This window comes from Bacteroides sp. AF29-11, assembly GCF_003602895.1.
Lineage (GTDB): Bacteria > Bacteroidota > Bacteroidia > Bacteroidales > Bacteroidaceae > Bacteroides > Bacteroides uniformis.
The window spans coordinates 25,296-43,591 of the sequence record NZ_QTLY01000009.1; the positions used below are offsets into that span (position 1 = coordinate 25,296).

Genomic DNA, 18,296 nt, shown 5'->3' on the forward strand with positions numbered 1-18,296 from the left:
GCCCGACTTGTCATTTTGAGTTGCCCGACTCACGGAAACGGGTTGCCATAGAGCCTATTTGCCCCGCAGCCTTCCCCCGATATTCCCCAGTACGGCACCGCCCGCCCCGGCAGCGAAACCGCCCGCTTTCGTGGCCGTGCGGTTCAGGTTACGGCTGAAGTTTCCGGCTCCGCCCGCCTGTACGATCCAGCCCGCCACCGTCGGGACGGTGAAGTACCCGATAATCCCTATCAGCATGAATATGATATAGACGCTATTTGAGTTGTCTATCGAGTAGTCGGGGTTGTTCTGTAATTCCAGAATGTCATTTTGGAGCATCAGCACCTGGAGTTTGGCGAGCAGGGTGCTGAACAGGTCGCTGACCGGAAGCCAGAGATAAACGGATATGTACCTCGTGAACCACTGCCCGAGCGTGGACTGGAAACCGTCCCATACGCTGAAGGCGAACGCCACCGGTCCCAGTATGGAGAGCACGACAAGAAAAAAGGTCCTCACGGTGTCTATCAGCAGCGATGCCGCCGCGAATATCAGTTCCAGCAGGCTGCGGAAGGCGTCACGGATTTTCTTCTCCAGATTGTACATCCCCACCTCCACGTACATGCCCAGGCGGGAGGCGGTATCTATGGTTGACCAGCCCAGCTCGTCCAGCTGACGGTCGAATTCCTCGTCGCTCACCAGGTAGGCGGTTTCGGGATTGCGCAGCATGGCCTCCCTTTCCAGTTCCTCCTTCTGCGCCCTGTACTGTTCCATATCCAGCGTCTGCCCCTCAAGCATCTTGTGCGTACCCTGTACTATCGGGCTGAGCACGGTGTTCAGCGTGCCGAGCACCAGCGTGGGGAAAAGCAGGATGCAGATGCCGATGGCGAAGGGACGCAGCAGGGGATAGACATCTATCGGTTCGGCACGGGCCATCGACTGCCACACGCGGACGGCGACATAGAACAGGGCACCCAGCCCGGCAAGTCCCTTTCCCACGTCCATCATGTCCTTGCAAAGGGGCTGCATATCGTCATACAGGGTCGCCAGTATGGTATGCAGGTTGGCAAAATCTATCGACAACGGCATCATGGCTACCAGTATTTGGAGGTTTCATTCCCGTAAAGCCGCATCACCCGGTCCAGGTCGTTCTTCTTTCTGGCACGGAGATAGCTCACGGCGATGTTCTTGTTCGTGTAATAGCTCACCAGGTTGCGGTAACGGCGCATCTCATAGTAGCAGCGGTCCACCACGTCCATGCGGTCCTTGTCGGTCATGGAGAGCGTGCTCACGTTGATGACCTGCCTGAGATCCTGCAGCACGCCGTTGCTCTCCTCCAGCAGGCGGGTGTAGCCGAAGGCGATGGCGTCCAGCTCGCGGGGCGAGAAGTTCCCGTCGTTCATCATCTTGCCGAAGTTCGTTACATAGATGTCGGACACGTCGCCCACCATCAGGATGATGTCGCGCACCTTGCGGGCGTCCTGTATCAGGTCGTTCACCGCCTTTAACTGGTCGTAATACTTCTTGGCCTGCTCGTAAATCTTCACCGTCTCCGCAAAGCTGTCGGCCGTATTGACCGCCGTTTTCGAGGTATGGGCGATGTTGTCCGACATGTTGATGATGCTTTGGGCAAGGTTGCCGGGATCGGTCACCACCCACTGGGCATTGGCGCCGGTGCCGCACAGGGCGAGTACCGTTCCGATCAGGAGTGACTTCGCTTTCATGGGCGTTCCTCCTTCCGCACATAGTCACCGTTCGGGGAGAAGGTCAGCACGTCGGCGGCCTCGTTGTAGGAGATGTCGATGCGGTGCCCCGTGTTGATGAACAGGTTCCCGTTCTCCTCAACCAGCAGGTAGGTCTGAGGCCTGAGACGGCGCATCTTTCCGCTGCGGGCGAACACCGTCACCTTGTAGGCTTCCCCTTCCTTATATACTAGCACGTCCGGCTTGCCTTCCACGCTGCTCCACGAGCCGCAGAGCTTGTCACGGTCGGTGCCGCTCTCCGAGCAGCCTTGCAATACCATGGCGGCCATACCGATCAGGCACACCGCCAGTCTCATAAGGGATTTGTTTCTCATTGTTCTCTTTTTGGGGTTGATACTTGTCTTTGTTCCTCTCGTTTTCTCTCTGCCATCCGGCGGATGGCAAGTTCCAGGTTGCCGTCCAGCTCCTCGGCAAGCCGTTGCACTTCCAGTTTCTCGGACTCTTCCGTCGTGAACGTGAAATACTCTTCCGCGCTCACTTCCGTAGCATAGACCGCCGAACGGGTGCCGCCAAGCCCTATCCAGACTTCACGGTAAAAACGTCCGGGATGGTTCGCCTGGTTGATGGAGAGTATCTGGCTTTTCTCTTTCTCCGTCAGGCCGAGCAGCCGCTGGATATGCTCGAACTTGTTCATGTATTTCCGCTGGTCCAGAAGGATCTTGCAGTCGGAGTTGTTGATGATGGCCTCCTTCACAATCGGGGAGCTGATGATGTCGTCCACCTCCTGGGTCACCACAACGGCCTCACCGAAATATTTCCGGACGGTCTTGAACAAATATTGGATATAGCCGCTCATGTTGGCGGACATAAGGGCTTTCCAACATTCCTCTATCAATATTACCTTGCGGATTCCTTTCAGGCGGCGCATCTTGGCGATGAAGGTCTCCATGATGATCAGCGTCACCACAGGCAGCAGCACCTTGTTGCCGCTGATGTTGTCCAGCTCGAACACGATGAACCGCCTGTTTGTCAGGTCCAGTTCCCTGTCGGAGTTCAGCAGGAAGTCGTAGTCGCCACCCTTGTAGAAAGGCTCCAGCACGTTCAGGAAGCCGTCGATGTCGAAATCCTTCTCGCGTACCTTCTTTTCCGCTATCATCCGGCGGTAGTCACCGTCCACGAACTCGTAGAAGCCGTTGAAGTCCGGCCTTGCCTCCCGATTCCCGGTAATTTTACGGATATAGGCGTTCACCGCTCCCGAGAGCGCCACCTCTTCCGAACGTTTCGGTGCCTCGTCCTCCCGTTTCCACAAGGTCAGTATCAGAGTCTTGATGCTCTCGCGCTTTTCCACATCGAACTGTCCGGAATCGGTGTAGAACGGGTTGAAGGATATCGGATTGTCCTCCTCATACGTGATGTAGATGCCGTCCCCGCCGCGTGTGCGGTCGTGGATCATCCGGCACAACCCCTGATAGCTGTTGCCCGTGTCCACCAGCAGGATATGCGCTCCCTGCTCGTAATAGTTGCGCACCAGATGGTTGGTGAAAAAGGACTTGCCGCTGCCGCTTGGTCCCAGGATAAATTTGTTGCGGTTGGTGATGATGCCGCGCTTCATCGGAAGATCGGAAATGTCCACGTGCACCGGAATGCCGTTCTGCCGGTCCGCCATGCGGATGCCGAACGGACTGGGAGAACTTCTGTAATTGGTCTCCCCGGCAAAGAGGCAGACCGCCTGCTCCAGGAACGTATAGAATGACTCTTCGGCAGGAAAGTCGCCCGCATTGCCCGGAATGCCCGCCCAGTAAAGCACCGGGGTGTCGACGGTGTTGTAACGGGGGGTGCATTCCATCATGGCAAGCTGGCTGCCCGTGTCGTTCCTGATACGGCGGAACTCCTCCGCATCCTCCGCCCAGGCGATGACATTGCAGTGGCATCTGACGGGAAGCACTCCCTTGGTATGCGCCTCGTCCAGATACATCTCCGTCCATTCCTGGTTCACGGCATTGCTCCGGCTATACCGTGACAGAGAGAGCATGTTGCGCGAGTTCTTCTCCATCATCTGCAGGATTTCCTGCGCGTTGTCGATGAACACGTACTGCGAGTAGATGTGGTTGCAGGAGAGCAGCAGCCCCACGGGTGCGGCGAAGGAAAGGCGGCAGTCGCTCCTGTCGGTGGACATACGCTCGTAGCGCATGTCGGTGGAGAGCTTGCCCGGCAGGTCTTCCGTATCCGAAAGTGTGTGCAGGCAGAGCCGCTTGTCCCCGATACGCATCCGTCCGGGCTTGAGGCAGATGTCCTGCAGCACGGCGGTTTCGTCCTCCATCGAGAGGGAGAGGTATTTCTCCACCAGCCCGGGACGTTCCTTCGTGCCGGTAATCTCCTCCGTTTCCAGGCGGCGCAGCCGGATATGGCCGGAGTCGTTCACGATATGCTCGAACTGCTCCACCGCTTCCAGAAAACGGGCCGCCATGTCCTTGTCGGTAATCTCCCTGGGCAGCAGGAATCCCCGGCAGAGGGTGCTGAAGTCGCTTTGCCGGCGGTTGCGCTCACGGGTGGTCTTTGTCAGATACAGGTAACAGCGGTGGTTCAGGTACGGCCTCTCGTTGAAGTGCCGCTCATAGCTGCGCGAGAGGAAGCTCTGTTCCTCCCCGCCGTTTTGGGGACGGTAGCTCTCCTTCGTGAACCAGTCCTGCTTGCAGACGATGCTGTGCTCGGGCAGTACCCTGGCGGCCTTTATCCAGGTGGAGTGCATGGTCTCATACTCTTCCGCCGTCACCGTATACAGCTCGGGAAGCTCCACCTCGAAGGCCACGGTCAGGTCGGCGTCCTTGCTCACGATGCAGCCGTTCTCCACCGAGAGCAGGGGGAACTTGCGTTCCAGCGTTTCCGCTTTCAATACATTTCTCATGATTGTCGTTTTTTTCTTTTTGCAAATAATCTGAAAACTCTCTTGCGGTGGATCAGGTAGCGCGGATGGCGTTTCTCCGCCAGCAGCTTCATAAGACCGTGTTCGCCGTAGCGGGCGTTCAGCCGGAACACCGCCCATGCCAGCAGACCGCCGGATACGGTCCCGAAAGGGATGCATATCCATTGGTCCACGCCTGCCAGGTAAAGGATGACCACCGCCAGGAGCACCGTCACCAGACCGCCCGCGAAGACGAACAGGTATTGTGACTTGAGCCCCTTGAACTCGACGGGATTGCCCGCCCCCTTGTTTACAGGATACTCCATACCGCTTAGAGGAAGAAGGAACGCAGGATGGTGGCGGCTACAATCAGAAAGATGCAGGCAAAGAACCAGCTGGCGGCGGTTTTCGAGGTGTCGGGATCACCGCTGGAGAACTTGCCGTAGGTCTTGATGCCGCCCACCAGGCCGAGCACCGCACCGATGGCATAGCACAGTTTGGTGGCGGGATCGAAATACGAGGTCATGAGGCTGGTCGCCTCGTTGATACCGGCAAGGCCCTGCCCTTGGCCCTGCGCGAAAGCACCGGCGGCAATCGCCGCGCACATCACTGAAAAAAGGATTCTTCTCTTCATTGTCGAATCGTTTGGGTAAGACATAAATTTGAATTCGACGGCGAAGATAAAAAGGGATAATACGCTGTGATTCAGAGGTGTCATCAGATGTCACCAGATGTCATCAGATGTCATCCAACAAGTGCTTTTGCGCGTCTCTACAGAGATTTTCAACATTGTTTTACGTCATTGCGGAGACGCTTACCTCAAGCATAATACATGATTAATTGATGATTTTGGCACAAACATGGATTGTTCAAACGGTTACATGTTTTTCTGTACCATTTATATAATTGCCATACAAAAGCCAGCAAATTCCATAAAGTTGATTTCTTGTCAAAAACGACTATTATTGATATTGGATTAAAATAGCTATATTTGCATATCAAACGCAGTTTTATGGCCAATGTAAACAGGTTAAAAATAGTGTATCATGTAGTAGTGTATAAAGAGAGTAACAATATCACACCTTGATAAGGCATTTTTAAGTAATATATCTGTTTATATTCAAGAACAGCCAAACAGAGAACAATAACTTTCATACTTATAAGTATGAACAATGAAATTATTGTGCCTGAAACAAAGCGAACAAAATATGAGGCCGTAAAATAAAGCATGATGCAACAATTGCTTATGGGCAAAATATTTAATCAGTTAGTGTATGAAGAAAAACCTTAAAGATTTGTATTGCCAACGCCCTCATGTCGTGATAGTTGGAGCTGGTGCTTCAAGAGCGGTCATGGGAAAATCTTGCCCGACGATGAATGAAGCCATTGAACAGGTCGGGTTAGATAGAATCCTTGAAGGATTTATGTTAGAAACGAAAAGCAAGAATCTTGAAGATATATATAGTGAGCTGTTTAGACGTGGTGATGAGTGTAAAAACGCACGGATAGCAATGGAAAAAAAACTTTATGAATATTTTTCAAATGTGCAGCTTCCATCTTTCTTGACCATCTACGACCTTTTGATTCTTTCGCTCACAGAAAAAGACTGCATTGTATCCTTCAACTGGGATAGTCTGCTTATCCAAGCATATAACAGAGTGGCAAAGATTACCTGGAACAGACCAGAGATTCTGTTCTTGCATGGAAATGTGGGGGCTGGTGTGTGCAAAGACTGTATGACCTTTGGTCTTATACAAAACTATTGCAGAAAGTGTGGCAAACCATACAACGCTGTTCCTTTGCTGTATCCTGTAGAACAAAAGGATTACAACAGCGACAGCTTTATCCGTGACCAATGGAGTGTTGCAAAGTACTACATATCGAAAGCAGGCAAGGTAACAATCTTTGGGTATAGCGCACCTTCTTCTGATAAGGAGGCAAGTGAAATACTTAAAGCTGCATTCTCTAAACATGATGGTGCTCATAGATTGGATGCAGTGGAAATAATTGAACGTCCCGGATTCAACGCGAATGAAATATCAGAAACTTGGCAGTATTTCTTTTCATTGACCAATTACCATTCTGACATTGTGGACTCCTTTTATAATAGCTGCTTGGCGCAGGCACCTCGCCGTACCTTGCAATACCAATACCAGCAATTCATTAGAGGATGGTGGGGACAACCAAAGATACACTTCTCAAAACAAGATACTTTTGAGTCGGTGGAAACGCTTTTAAAGCCACTTCTTGTAAATGAAGAGCAAGGAGATTATTCTATAATTTAAGTCAATAACACTAACATCATCATTACAACCGAATGAATAGACTTGTTATCATAGGAAACGGATTTGACATGGCACATGGCTTTAAAACAAGTTATATGGATTTTATCAACTGGTATTGGGACCAACGAGTGTATACTTTTTCCGGTAATACTACAAATGTATCAGAAGATTGCCTTTGCCGTTTGGTTATCAAAGATAATGTAGGCATTAATTGCTGGAATGTTTTTGTCTTCAACAACTCATGTTTTTTTAAGGATATCTATTGTAAAGAAAGATACTCAGGAAGCGAAGTTATTCAGTATATCAAGGACCAACCAAACATTTTCTCTATTGAATGTTGCCCTTTTTTTAAAACTATTCTGCAATCAATAGAAACCAAAGGATGGGTGGATATTGAAAACGACTATTACCAACTGTTGAAAGTTGGCATGGATAGCCCTGGTTGTAATTATACAATCAGTGAGTTGAATGAACAATTTGCATTCCTTCAAGAAAAATTAATTGAATACCTCCATACAATAGAAACAGACAATGTAAGGAATGACCTTCAAAATGCAATAATTGACTTCTTTGATCCTGCTGATTTCTCAACAGAAGGAAAAAAGAAAGCTCTGGATAACATTGGGCTGAATATATCCAGCCTTGCAGATGTTGAATACAATTATGGAGAACGCGATAAACTTATCCCTAAACGTATCATGTTGCTGAGTTTCAACTATACAAAAACAGCTAAGATGTATGGTAACTTTAATATTACCCACAATTATATTCATGGCGAATTAGAAAAACCTGAAAATATAATTTTTGGCTATGGGGATGAACTTGACAAAAGTTACCAGTCTATTCTTGATATGAATGACAATGAGTTACTTAGATATGTCAAATCCGTTAAATATTTAGAAACAAGACATTATCATGATTTGCTCGAATTTCTTTTAGCTGCACCTTTTCAAGTTTTGATAATGGGGTATTCTTGCGGAAATTCAGACCGAACATTACTAAATACCGTCTTTGAACATGAAAACTGTGTTTCCATAAAGCCGTTTTATCATAAATGGGAAGATGGCAGAGATAATTACTTGGAACTTGTTCAAAATATTTCCCGAAACTTTACTAATATGAAGTTATTCAGAGATAGAGTTGTGAACAAGGAGCAATGCAAAACCATGTAATGGAACACTAAATTTAAATGTGATTTTTTCTATGATATCTTGTTATGCACATAAAGTACGACAAAAATATTGTGCAAAAGGAAGCAGGGAAACGGATTTTCATCCATTAGAAAAAGTAAGGAGCTGGCTTGGTAAGCAGCTCCTTACTTTTTTATAGTCGTTTATAGGTCTCTTATAAAGAAATTTCATTTAATAAATTGAGTTATAGTTTTTCCTGTCAGCAAATCAGGATAATTTCATTCTTTTACTTTTGAATCGTAAGCAACAGTGAGGAAGTATCCGATTTTCTGAGTTGTCCCCGTGATTTCTATGTTTTGAGTGTTTGTTCCTTTCTATTACCCTTAACAAAAGACAAACTTCAACCTTTTTCATAGATTATAGAAAAATACAAAGTTGGGTACATAATGAATATCCTATATATAATATTCAACAATATGGAATTTTGTGGCATAATAGCATATTACTTTCAGACCAGCTTCCTCCAGTCTGCGACAGGTTTGGAAACGTTCCTCTCTTTTTTTAAAGGCAGAGCATTCCCTTCCTCATCCACATACCTTTCCATCAGCTCCTCTATCAGTTTCTTGTTCTCCACCTGGGAGGAGAACAGCTCGAACATGTCCGTTTCCCGGATGGCACGCAGTGTCATGGCGGCCCGGTATGATTTGTCCTCATCCGAACCGGCACCGTCCAGATTAAGCAGCACGTCACCTACATTGAGCAGGTCGGCAGGAGTGACTGCCGGAACAATGGCTTCCGCCTCGGGAGAACGGCTGTCCAGCTCCTCCTGTTCGTCTTTCAGCATTCTCATCTCCTCCAAAGGCAGTTTGCATTCCACCTCATCTTCCGGAATATCCTCATCCTTGCCGATAAGGTCGCTTCCCATTTCCAACTGCTGGCTCATGTAAGGGGCAACGGTCTTTCCGGCATTCTCATCCAGATAGACAAAACGGGTGGCCCCCATCACATCTGCCGCACTTTCCGGATTCCGGCGGTAGTCCTTTTCCGTTTCCGTTTTTTTACGGGGAGTATAAAGCAGATCGCATATCTTACCTATTCTCTTTTTCTGCTCCCATACCTTATATAATAGATAAGCGGTACAGCCGAGCCGTATTGACAAATAAACTATTTCTTCCATTCTATCGGTTTTTGTGTGGCTTCCTGGTTATATATCTCGTTGATGATGTCCTGGTACCTTTCCAGATGGTCTGACAGGACACTGCTTAAAAACATCGGGACGGACATATCCGGTGCAATGACCGGCAATACTTTGGCAACAGTCCTGTATAATGCATCGTTAACATAGGTCTGCCTTCTTGCTCCCGACAGTCTCACTTTCAGAAACCGTCTCCGGTATTCATCTGAATCAGCCACTCCATCCGGTGATTTCTTTATTTGCTGTCTGGAAAGGCCGCTTTTCTTCTCCTGTTTCTCCTGAGAAGGCCCAGCCTGACTTTTTGTTTCCGATTCCCCTTCCGGAGAAACCGTTTTTTCCAAAGCGGTTACATCTCCTGCCATCATGCGTTTCAATGCCTCCTCGTCCACTTGGTAATCCGTTCTTCTTTTGGTAGCCATAATTGTTTTATTGAAGTTTCAGTACGGTTTCTATTTCCGCTACCAACAGGTCCAGACCGCTTCCTTTCACTGCGGAGGGAGATGGAGGGAACAAGGTGCTGCGGAACAGGGGCCCCTTCATCCCGGAATCTTTGTTGTAGCGTTCCGCACTGGGAATGACGGTCTCCAGCACCGGCAGTTTCAGAGAGCGGAAAATTTCGGTATAGCCGTTATACAGCCCTTTGGACACCCGTTTGTCCATCCGGTTCCAGAACATATGGATGCCACGCAAGGGTACGTCCGCATGCCGGTGCATGTATTCCCTGATGGCAAGGACAAAAGACATGCTGCTCCGCATTACCATCCTTTCCTGTGTAATCGGAGTGAATACATAGTCCATATTGATCACGGACTGGAAGACACCGGGCACATTCACGGTACCGGGGAGATCAAAAAGGACAAGGTCATAGTCCAGATCCGACTTTTCGAGAAAGCGGCCGGCCGTCTCCCTAGCTTCCTCCGGGGTGGAGTTCAGGATGCTGTAGGCTTTCCTGCCGCTTGTTCCGAACTGTTCCACCAGCTGGTTTTGCAGATGCACGTTCTTTTCAATGTTCCCCACTTCCCAGTCCCGCATGGCACTGATGCTGTGCTGTGGATAATCACAATCCACCACAAGTACGTTATATCCGTTCAGGTAATGGAAATAACTGGCGAGCAACACGGTGAACGTGGATTTTCCCACACCGCCTTTCTGGTTGCTCAAAGCGACAAATAAAGGTTCTCTCTTCATAGGCTTGAATTTAGAGTGTATGACTTGTTTCATATCTGTCTGGATTTTTTCGTTTCATCACACGGCAATGCATCCGTTGGTATATGGCAATTACGCATTGCTTGCCTGTTTGCATGAATACATTGCATACCATATTGCATCAGTGTAATGCCGGTTGCCGGAGGGTGTTGCCGTATAAGGTGCATTGCATTCATGCAATATGGAGTTCAATGTACCCCATACTGCATTGCACGGATGCAATGTGTCCCGTCATGCAGGACTGCCATGCGGCATATATGGCATTGCGCATACATGGATGATACCGCATTCGCGTCATGCACCACCTGTGGCAGGCAAGCAATACACCTTACAGGACAATGTTCCAATGTATGCCCTCATGCACTGTGCCAAAAGTAGCGGCTATTCTTGAAACTTCCGCCAACATTTCCCCTACCTGACATCAGATGTCGTCAGATGTCATCAAATGTCATATCAAACGCTGTTTACCAATCGGTTATCACTGTCTAATTTTGCAAAACCGGAATCAGACAATGGAAAGGAACTGACTTCGCCGGACCACAGCACGCCGTGAACGTCGCGCAGCAATCCGACGAAGGAGGATTCTCTGTTCAAGCGAACAGAGCAAGTTGTGTCCTTGTCCGACAAAAAGTCTTTTGTCCGACAAGAACCAACTTGCCCGCCCCTTCCCGGGGCGGGGGAATCCGCTCCAAAGTCGCGGATTCCGGAAGAGAAAAAAGTACAAACCAAAAATCTCATGTGCATGGAGAGAACAACAGGGACAAGGACGGGCAGAAAGCCCAAGAGTGATCCGGCGGACCGCAAGTACAGCTTCCGCCTGAACGCCGAGGAGAACACAAGATTTGAAAAGTTGCTGGCGGATTCGGGAGCCGGGGACCGCACGCTGTTCATCAAGAAATCCATCTTTTCGGGACAGATTAAAGTCGTGAGAATCGACAAGGCTACAATGGACTATTACATCAAACTGACCGAGTTTCACAAACAGTTTCAGGCTGTCGGAAACAACTACAACCAGGTCGTCCGTGCCTTGAAGAACAATTTCGGGGAGAAACGGGCGATGGCATTGCTCTACAAGCTGGAGAAACTGAGCATCGAACTGATGCTTGTCTGTAAAAAAGTCATGGCGCTGACCCAGGAATACGAGCGGAAATGGTTGCAAAAATAAGTCACGGCATGAGCCTTTACGGGGCGCTCGCCTACAACCACGGCAAGGTGGCGGCGGGTACCGCCGAGATTCTTTCGGGCAACCGTATGATTTCTGACAGGCTTGGATTGCCAAGCGAGGACATGCGCCTGGCGTTGCTCTCTTTCGAGAACTACCTGCTGGCAAACCGCAACACGGAGAAGCCCGTCCTGCATATTTCGCTCTCTCCGGCACCGGAAGACCGGCTAACCGATGGGCAGCTGGTGGAACTGGCGGACCAGTATATGCAGAAGATGGGCTACGGGAACCAGCCTTACATCGCCTACAAACATGCCGATACCCACAACACCCACATCCATATTGTCAGTGTCTGTGTGGACGAGCAGGGGAAAAAGATAAGCGATGCCTACGAGCACCGCCGTTCCATGACCGCCTGCCGGGAACTGGAAACGGATTTCGGCCTGCGCAACGGAGCGGACACGGAAAGGCGGAATCCGAAAGCGGAGCTGAGGAAGGTGGACGCTTCCTTGGGGGATGTCCGCCATCAGGTAGGCAATACCCTTAAAGCCGTATTGGAAAGCTACCATTTCCAAACCTTCGGGGAATACAATGCGCTGCTTTCCACGCTCAACATCGAGGCGAAACAGGTCAGGGGAGAATACAACGGTACACCATATACCGGTATTGTCTATTCGGCCACGGATGATACCGGCAAGGTGGTCAGCCCGCCGTTCAAGAGTTCCCGATTTGGGAAACGCTTCGGAAATGAACAGTTGGAAAAGCGGATGCTGATGAACCTGAAAGACCTCAAGGACGGGAAATGGGCACCCTCCATACAGGCGGACATCGTTCGTGCCTTGCGGCAGGCGGATTCACGGAAACGGTTTGTGGAACTGCTCGGGCAAAGGCGTATTGATGTGGTTTTCCGCGAGAATGAGCGGGGACGTATCTATGGTGTCACCTTTATTGACCACAACCGTCGGGAGGTGTTCAACGGCTCACGCATGGGCAAGGAGTTTTCCGCCAATGTGTTCAACGACTATTTCAAATGGTTGGAAAACATACCCGAAAAGGAACGGGGTGGACATTCCGCTGCAGAGCTTTGGCAGCATCACCGTCACGAATCCTCTAGCACGCTCGAACTGGCGGCAGGCATTCTTTCTATGGAAACCAATCCGCGGGATTACGAGGAGGAAGCCTTCGCACGCCGCATGAAGAAAAAGAAGAAGGCCGGACGCAAGCGTGGCATTTAGACAAAACAAGTATCAACCTTTTTATACACAATCCTTATGCAACAGGAAGACGATTTGAGGGCTCTCGCTAAGATAATGGAATTCGGCAGGGCTGTGAGTATTTTTCTTTTGGTGGTGCACGTCTATGTGTACTGCTATCCGAGCATGACCGCATGGCATCTGAATCTTGCGGTCATAGACAAGATTCTGGTAAACTTCAACATTCACACGGGCATTTTCGACAACATCCTCTGGAGTAAGTTGTTGGCGGTGCTTTTGCTGGCCATCTCCTGTATGGGCACGCACGGGGTCAAGGGAGAGAAAATCACCTGGCCAAAAATCTATGCGGCACTGGTTGCCGGATGTACGTTCTTTTTTCTGAACTGGTGGCTGCTGGATTTGCCGCTGCCACATACGGCAAGTACCATAATGTATGTAAGCACGCTTACCACCGGTTATCTCGGTCTGCTGATGGCGGGGTTATGGATGAGCCGGCTCTACAAGAACAACCTGATGACCGATGTGTTCAACAATGAGAACGAGTCTTTCGGGCAGGAAACACAGCTGATGGAAAATGAGTATTCTGTCAATCTGCCGACCAGATTCCAATACCGTGGAAGGCTCAATGACGGATGGATCAACGTGGTGAACCCGTTCCGTGCCACGATTGTACTGGGTACGCCGGGGTCCGGCAAGTCATACGCGGTGGTGAACAATTATATTCGCCAGATGATTGGCAAAGGGTATAGTTGTTACCTTTACGACTATAAGTTCGACGACCTTTCCACCATCGCCTACAACACATTGCTGAACAATATGGACAAGTACAAGGTCAGACCCCGGTTCTATGTCATCAATTTCGATGACCCCCGCCGCTCGCACCGCTGCAACCCCATCACGCCGGAGTTCATGACGGACATCTCCGACGCGTACGAGGCAAGCTATACCATCTTATTGAACCTGAACAAGACTTGGATTGAAAAGCAGGGGGATTTCTTCGTGGAGTCGCCGATTATCCTGCTGGCGGCAATCGTGTGGTACCTCAAAATATACAAGAACGGAATGTACTGTACTTTCCCTCATGCGGTGGAGCTGCTCAACAAGCCTTATTCGGACTTGTTTACCGTTCTGACCTCCTATCCGGAGCTGGAAAATTACCTTTCCCCCTTTATGGATGCCTGGAAATCAGGAGCTCAGGACCAGCTCCAGGGCCAGATCGCTTCCGCAAAAATCCCCCTTACACGCATGATTTCCCCACAACTTTATTGGGTGATGACAGGCAATGATTTCTCTTTGGACATCAACAATCCGGAGGAGCCTAAAATCCTGTGTGTGGGCAACAATCCCGACAGGCAGAACATCTATTCGGCGGCACTCGGCCTCTACAACTCCCGCATCGTGAAGCTGATCAACAAGAAAGGAAAGCTCAAAAGTGCGGTCATCATAGACGAGCTGCCCACCATTTATTTCCGGGGACTCGACAACCTGATTGCAACGGCGCGTTCCAACAAGGTGGCGGTCTGCCTGGGATTTCAGGATTTCTCCCAGCTCAACCGGGACTATGGTGAAAAGGAGTCGAAAGTGGTGCAGAACACGGTGGGGAACATATTCAGCGGACAGGTGGTTGGGGAAACGGCAAAGACGCTTTCCGAACGTTTCGGGAAGATATTGCAACAGCGCCAGTCGGTTTCCATCAACCGGCAGGATGTCTCCACATCCATCAATACACAGATGGACTCCCTCATCCCGGCTTCCAAGATAGCCACCCTCTCGCAGGGCATGTTTGTCGGTGCCGTGTCCGACAATTTCGGTGAGAGGATAGACCAAAAGATTTTCCATGCCGAAATCGTCGTGGATCATGCAAAGGTAAGTGCGGAGGAAAAGGCTTACAAAAAAATCCCCATCATCAACGAATTCAAGGACAAGGAGGGCAATGACATCATGATGCAGCAGATACAGCGCAACTACGACCAGATCAAGGCGGATGCACAGGCTATCATCAACGAAGAGATGGACCGTATCAAAAGAGATTCGGAGTTATGCAAGCGATTGGGGTTGGATGATGAAAAATCATCAAAGAAGAAAGAATGATTCATCTTCCCTTAAATCTCCATGAAGTGTGCGGGAAATGATATAAAAGCTTCCCTCACACTATCATTTCTTTGTATGATAATGCCTATATGACAGGATTTTGACAATACATTTCAGGATAGACAATCAGGTAGTCTTCCGTAAACAGGCTTTTATCGAAAAAGCAAAATTGAATAGCAGGACATACATCTATGAATGCCTTGTTCCGGTTGTTGAATTTGAACAGAAAAGATTGGCTGTACGAATTCGGCAAAGTACTCAAAGGATTGGCTCTGATGGCTTTGTAGCGAGTCGAGAACTGGGTATATTGTTTCAGGTACGCAATAATTTCAGGAACGTAAACAGTCGTCTTGTGCCACTTTTCAGTGATGATTTCCGAACATCTTTTCATCTCTGTCAGATGCTCTGGTCTTCCAACCAAATCAAATACCTTTTCTAATTTGTCATCACAAGCAGACTGGCTGATTATATATCCGCTGTCCTTATAGCAAAGATTTCCCCACCAATGGGCAAGTTCTATAATTGTATCCCAGAAATAATAGCCTTCTCCAAGCCATGCGTTTTTATTCGTACAAATGAACGGACCATGTTGTTCCACATAGTCGGGGTTCCCTCTGTCTTCAACGGTCTGGTATATGATTCTGTTCATTGAAGGCTTCTTACTTTAAGACCGTGTTTCTCCTTAGTTCATGTTCCAACAACGATACATTCAGTGTGGGTATCATTATCGGAGCTACGTTTGCCTGTAATGTTATAGTACTTACAAAGGCACGTACATAAGGGAAAATGATAGCAATGCTGTTCGCATAAAAATAAGGAGGGATGTTGTCAGCCTGTACCATGTCCCCAAAAGAAAAGACGGCTTTAAGTTTGATGTTTATAACTTCAAAGTCAGTATTTTCTTTCTTATATGAAGCCTTGAATACCAGAGTCAATACATACTGTCTTTCTCTCTGAAAATAGATGCCGGATGGTTCTATTTTCAGATCGAAGATACATTGGGGTGGAATATTCTCCAAGTCAAGCATTACGTTGACTACGGAGTAATTTTTTAGCGAAAAAACGGCTTGCTTCATTATGATGTATTTTAGTGTTTTATACTGCCATAGGCAAATATGAGTCAGACCCGAAATCCTGGGATATAGGGGATTCTACATTCACTCTGGATGTTGGATGGCTTCCGTAGATACCGGCTACAATTTCATTGTGCAAGGCATTCTTTTCACATTCTTCAATAAATTGATTGATTTCCGGTCCATAAGCATACTTGCTGTGTATAGCCTCCCAATCTTTTTGTAATTGTTCTTCTGGGGTGTTGCTAAAATATTCCAAAAGTTCTTCTGATAAACGTTTCATCTCAATCATTCTATTAAATATATACTATTGCAAATATACTAATTTATTCTATTGATATGGCTAAAGTCATCACTTTTAGTACCAATAGCAACAATCAATTCACTATCATAACAATATTTAAGACAAAACTTTTAAGCAATATTGCTATTACACGCAGCATCGTCAGTTCTTTCACCTACTTCCCAAACCCCACAACTACCTCCGCCACTTCCCCATGCACCCTCCGCACATTCAGCACCCGTGCCGGAATCCCATAGTTGAAACAGCATTGGATAAATTCCATCCCGATAAACACTCCTGTATTGTATTCCCCGACATTATCTCCGTCATTTTTACAGAAAGTTACGGTTCCTTTCATCTCCTCATTCCTTCTCTTGCGGTATTGCGCCTCCTTTTCAAACATCATAAAGACTTCTCCTCTGACAATCTGCACCTGTTGGCCTCCGGTTTGCAGGAATTGCAGGTAGCTCTCCAGCAGGTCTTCCGGGCATCCGCTATGGGATAGCATGTTTCTTATCCCTTGTATCTGAATCGAATTTTCCATTGCTTTTTATTTGGCTATGATTATCTTTTTATCCTTGATGACAAGTGTGTCTTTCCCGCCATGGTTCGTCAGGCTTACATCCTTCAAGTCAATGCGGCTGTTGGAGATGGAAAACTCCTGATGAATCGTATCGTTCCGCAGGAAGTGGATGTCCTGCTTGTACAGGTTCGGAACGGAAAAGAACAGGGTGATAATCCCGATAAAGCACAGCACCATCAATACCGTAAAGGTTACAAACCAGCGTTGGTATTTACGGTCTTCCACAACCTTCACTTCAATAGGCAATGGAGATTCCTGATAGCTCACCCGTTTCTGTATCCATGTTACTCTGCAACGTAGGTTCGGAAACTCATGCAGGCTGAACAACTCTGGCAGTTCCTGCAAGAAATGCAGGTATTGTTTGGTTTCCATCAGCACTTCCAACTCCATAGTTACACGGATAACACTTCGTTTCATTATCTTGGGTTTCCCCGATACACCCGTAGGTTTGGCTACATTGACAGGACGGATATCCGAAGCCCCGTTATCCACGCTCATGGCAAGTTCCACTCCGGTACTACCCAAAGAGGGAGCATCCGTAGGATGATTGCCAAAAGGTGAAGAACTGTTTCGTTCTCCTTCCATGCCCTCATATTCTGCTATCAAGTCCGCTATCTCACGTACTTCGGTCACGGTTATGTTCTTCGCTTCTGCATCGGCAAAGGTCTCCACTTTAACTTTGACTGTATTAGTCAAAAAGGCTTTTATCTTCTCTTCGCTTTTTTTATGGATGAGGTAGCTGGGATACTTCTTTGTGAAGTTCCGAGCTACGTTTTCCATATAATCCATTGCATAGTCATAATTATGCCTAATAGATAAAAGGAACACGAATGACAAAGTAAAATGATTTATATTTTGCTTTTCGCTCATATAATATATATATTTTATTTCAAGTTACAATTTATCTGCTCGTTCGAATACATCTATCATTTGAACATTCATATCAATATAAGGAATCATTTTTACAATGCTAATATTATCTATACTTTCATTGCCCCCCATTGATAATGTAGGGAAATATCCATAACATTCATCAAAATCTATTTCGCCAATTTTTTCTTTTACAAAGGCATAGTTTTCTAAATCAAACCATCCTTTTAAAAAACTTTGATTGGGAATTACCTTATTAAAAATAGCTACAAAATTGTCAGGAATAATCAAAGATGTCCCATATCTAATATTTAAAAACACTACATAGTTCCCAAATTTTTTATTCTTAACATAAGCAAAAACATCACCAAAAGCAGTACACATAAAAGGCAATAAGGATTCATCATCATCCATTATATAACATTGATTTATTATATCTTTTAAATCATTAGGTTCTATAACTTTAAAAAGTCCATTATAATAGCTACCCAATCCAACCTCTTTCCACAAAGAATTTAATTGTTCACAGCTATAGTCACTATATTTCAAAATGAATTCTTCATTCACATTCTGTGTTATCTTTGAATTAACACTATTAAATAAAAACATTTCATACATAACTT

General features: G+C 47.4%; 21 protein-coding genes. 6 read left to right on the forward strand and 15 right to left on the reverse strand.

Annotated features, from left to right (window positions below; all coding sequences use genetic code 11):
• Window positions 1–54: 54 nt before the first annotated feature.
• The 6 genes from traJ to DWZ03_RS15610 are packed head-to-tail and all read right to left on the reverse strand — an operon-like array spanning window position 55 to window position 5,215.
• Window positions 55–1,068, reverse strand: a complete 1,014-nt coding sequence (gene traJ, locus DWZ03_RS15585; RefSeq protein WP_008778744.1) for a conjugative transposon protein TraJ — start codon at window positions 1,066–1,068, stop codon at window positions 55–57.
• A 2-nt stretch (window positions 1,069–1,070) separates the two neighbouring features.
• Window positions 1,071–1,700 (reverse strand): DUF4141 domain-containing protein, encoded by a 630-nt coding sequence (locus DWZ03_RS15590; RefSeq protein ID WP_005656895.1) that lies wholly within the window; start codon window positions 1,698–1,700, stop codon window positions 1,071–1,073.
• Window positions 1,697–2,053, reverse strand: coding sequence for a DUF3876 domain-containing protein (locus DWZ03_RS15595; RefSeq protein ID WP_005636939.1), 357 nt, complete (start codon window positions 2,051–2,053; stop codon window positions 1,697–1,699). Before DWZ03_RS15595 ends, DWZ03_RS15590 begins: the two co-directional genes overlap by 4 nt.
• Window positions 2,050–4,584, reverse strand: a complete 2,535-nt coding sequence (locus DWZ03_RS15600; RefSeq protein ID WP_117678138.1) for a TraG family conjugative transposon ATPase — start codon at window positions 4,582–4,584, stop codon at window positions 2,050–2,052. Before DWZ03_RS15600 ends, DWZ03_RS15595 begins: the two co-directional genes overlap by 4 nt.
• The gene (locus DWZ03_RS15605) at window positions 4,581–4,907 is read right to left on the reverse strand and encodes a DUF4133 domain-containing protein (protein WP_005636934.1); all 327 of its coding nucleotides are present in this window, start codon (window positions 4,905–4,907) and stop codon (window positions 4,581–4,583) included. The genes DWZ03_RS15600 and DWZ03_RS15605 overlap by 4 nt, the downstream gene beginning before the upstream one ends.
• Window positions 4,908–4,912: 5 nt before the next feature.
• Complete coding sequence (locus DWZ03_RS15610; RefSeq protein WP_005840906.1) at window positions 4,913–5,215, reverse strand: DUF4134 domain-containing protein; 303 nt, start codon at window positions 5,213–5,215, stop codon at window positions 4,913–4,915.
• Window positions 5,216–5,855: 640 nt separating this feature from the next.
• Between DWZ03_RS15610 and DWZ03_RS15625 the strand changes: the two genes are divergently transcribed.
• The gene (locus DWZ03_RS15625; RefSeq protein ID WP_070737736.1) at window positions 5,856–6,866 is read left to right on the forward strand and encodes a hypothetical protein; all 1,011 of its coding nucleotides are present in this window, start codon (window positions 5,856–5,858) and stop codon (window positions 6,864–6,866) included.
• Window positions 6,867–6,898: 32 nt separating this feature from the next.
• Window positions 6,899–8,038, forward strand: coding sequence for an AbiH family protein (locus DWZ03_RS15630; protein WP_117884314.1), 1,140 nt, complete (start codon window positions 6,899–6,901; stop codon window positions 8,036–8,038).
• 466 nt (window positions 8,039–8,504) lie between these two features.
• Here the strand turns inward: DWZ03_RS15630 and DWZ03_RS15635 are convergent, their stop codons facing one another.
• From DWZ03_RS15635 to DWZ03_RS15645, 3 genes are read right to left on the reverse strand one after another with little or no spacing between them, the layout of a single operon-like run.
• Window positions 8,505–9,173, reverse strand: coding sequence for a DUF4122 family protein (locus DWZ03_RS15635; protein ID WP_117678135.1), 669 nt, complete (start codon window positions 9,171–9,173; stop codon window positions 8,505–8,507).
• Window positions 9,161–9,610: a DUF3408 domain-containing protein gene (locus tag DWZ03_RS15640; protein WP_117678134.1), complete on the reverse strand. Its 450-nt coding sequence runs from the start codon at window positions 9,608–9,610 to the stop codon at window positions 9,161–9,163. The genes DWZ03_RS15635 and DWZ03_RS15640 overlap by 13 nt, the downstream gene beginning before the upstream one ends.
• A 7-nt stretch (window positions 9,611–9,617) precedes the next feature.
• The gene (locus DWZ03_RS15645) at window positions 9,618–10,412 is read right to left on the reverse strand and encodes a ParA family protein (RefSeq protein ID WP_005636912.1); all 795 of its coding nucleotides are present in this window, start codon (window positions 10,410–10,412) and stop codon (window positions 9,618–9,620) included.
• A gap of 166 nt (window positions 10,413–10,578) precedes the next feature.
• On the opposite strand from DWZ03_RS15645, the gene DWZ03_RS15650 reads away from it, so the two are divergent.
• The 4 genes from DWZ03_RS15650 to mobC all read left to right on the forward strand — a co-directional run bounded on the left by DWZ03_RS15650 (window position 10,579) and on the right by mobC (window position 14,864).
• Window positions 10,579–10,788 (forward strand): hypothetical protein, encoded by a 210-nt coding sequence (locus tag DWZ03_RS15650; protein WP_074783307.1) that lies wholly within the window; start codon window positions 10,579–10,581, stop codon window positions 10,786–10,788.
• Between the two features lie 351 nt (window positions 10,789–11,139).
• Window positions 11,140–11,562, forward strand: coding sequence for a conjugal transfer protein MobA (mobA, locus tag DWZ03_RS15660; RefSeq protein WP_117678132.1), 423 nt, complete (start codon window positions 11,140–11,142; stop codon window positions 11,560–11,562).
• Window positions 11,547–12,794, forward strand: a complete 1,248-nt coding sequence (gene mobB / locus DWZ03_RS15665) for a conjugal transfer protein MobB (RefSeq protein ID WP_117678131.1) — start codon at window positions 11,547–11,549, stop codon at window positions 12,792–12,794. Before mobA ends, mobB begins: the two co-directional genes overlap by 16 nt.
• Before the next feature lie 36 nt (window positions 12,795–12,830).
• A complete protein-coding gene (gene mobC, locus DWZ03_RS15670; protein WP_117884316.1) occupies window positions 12,831–14,864 on the forward strand; it encodes a conjugal transfer protein MobC in 2,034 nt (677 codons plus the stop codon).
• Between the two features lie 85 nt (window positions 14,865–14,949).
• Here the strand turns inward: mobC and DWZ03_RS15675 are convergent, their stop codons facing one another.
• From DWZ03_RS15675 to DWZ03_RS15700, 6 genes are all read right to left on the reverse strand, one after another.
• Window positions 14,950–15,513: a hypothetical protein gene (locus DWZ03_RS15675; protein ID WP_074783311.1), complete on the reverse strand. Its 564-nt coding sequence runs from the start codon at window positions 15,511–15,513 to the stop codon at window positions 14,950–14,952.
• Between the two features lie 10 nt (window positions 15,514–15,523).
• Window positions 15,524–15,940 (reverse strand): protein-export chaperone SecB, encoded by a 417-nt coding sequence (locus DWZ03_RS15680; RefSeq protein WP_117678129.1) that lies wholly within the window; start codon window positions 15,938–15,940, stop codon window positions 15,524–15,526.
• A 19-nt stretch (window positions 15,941–15,959) separates the two neighbouring features.
• Entirely contained in the window at window positions 15,960–16,229 is a 270-nt protein-coding gene (locus DWZ03_RS15685) for a hypothetical protein (RefSeq protein ID WP_117834196.1), read from the reverse strand.
• Window positions 16,230–16,395: 166 nt separating this feature from the next.
• Entirely contained in the window at window positions 16,396–16,764 is a 369-nt protein-coding gene (locus DWZ03_RS15690; RefSeq protein WP_117884318.1) for a hypothetical protein, read from the reverse strand.
• Between the two features lie 6 nt (window positions 16,765–16,770).
• On the reverse strand, window positions 16,771–17,673 hold the full coding sequence (locus DWZ03_RS15695) for a translation initiation factor 2 (protein ID WP_117884320.1): 903 nt from the start codon (window positions 17,671–17,673) through the stop codon (window positions 16,771–16,773).
• A gap of 24 nt (window positions 17,674–17,697) precedes the next feature.
• The gene (locus DWZ03_RS15700) at window positions 17,698–18,291 is read right to left on the reverse strand and encodes a T6SS immunity protein Tdi1 domain-containing protein (RefSeq protein WP_117884322.1); all 594 of its coding nucleotides are present in this window, start codon (window positions 18,289–18,291) and stop codon (window positions 17,698–17,700) included.
• Window positions 18,292–18,296 lie beyond the last annotated feature (5 nt).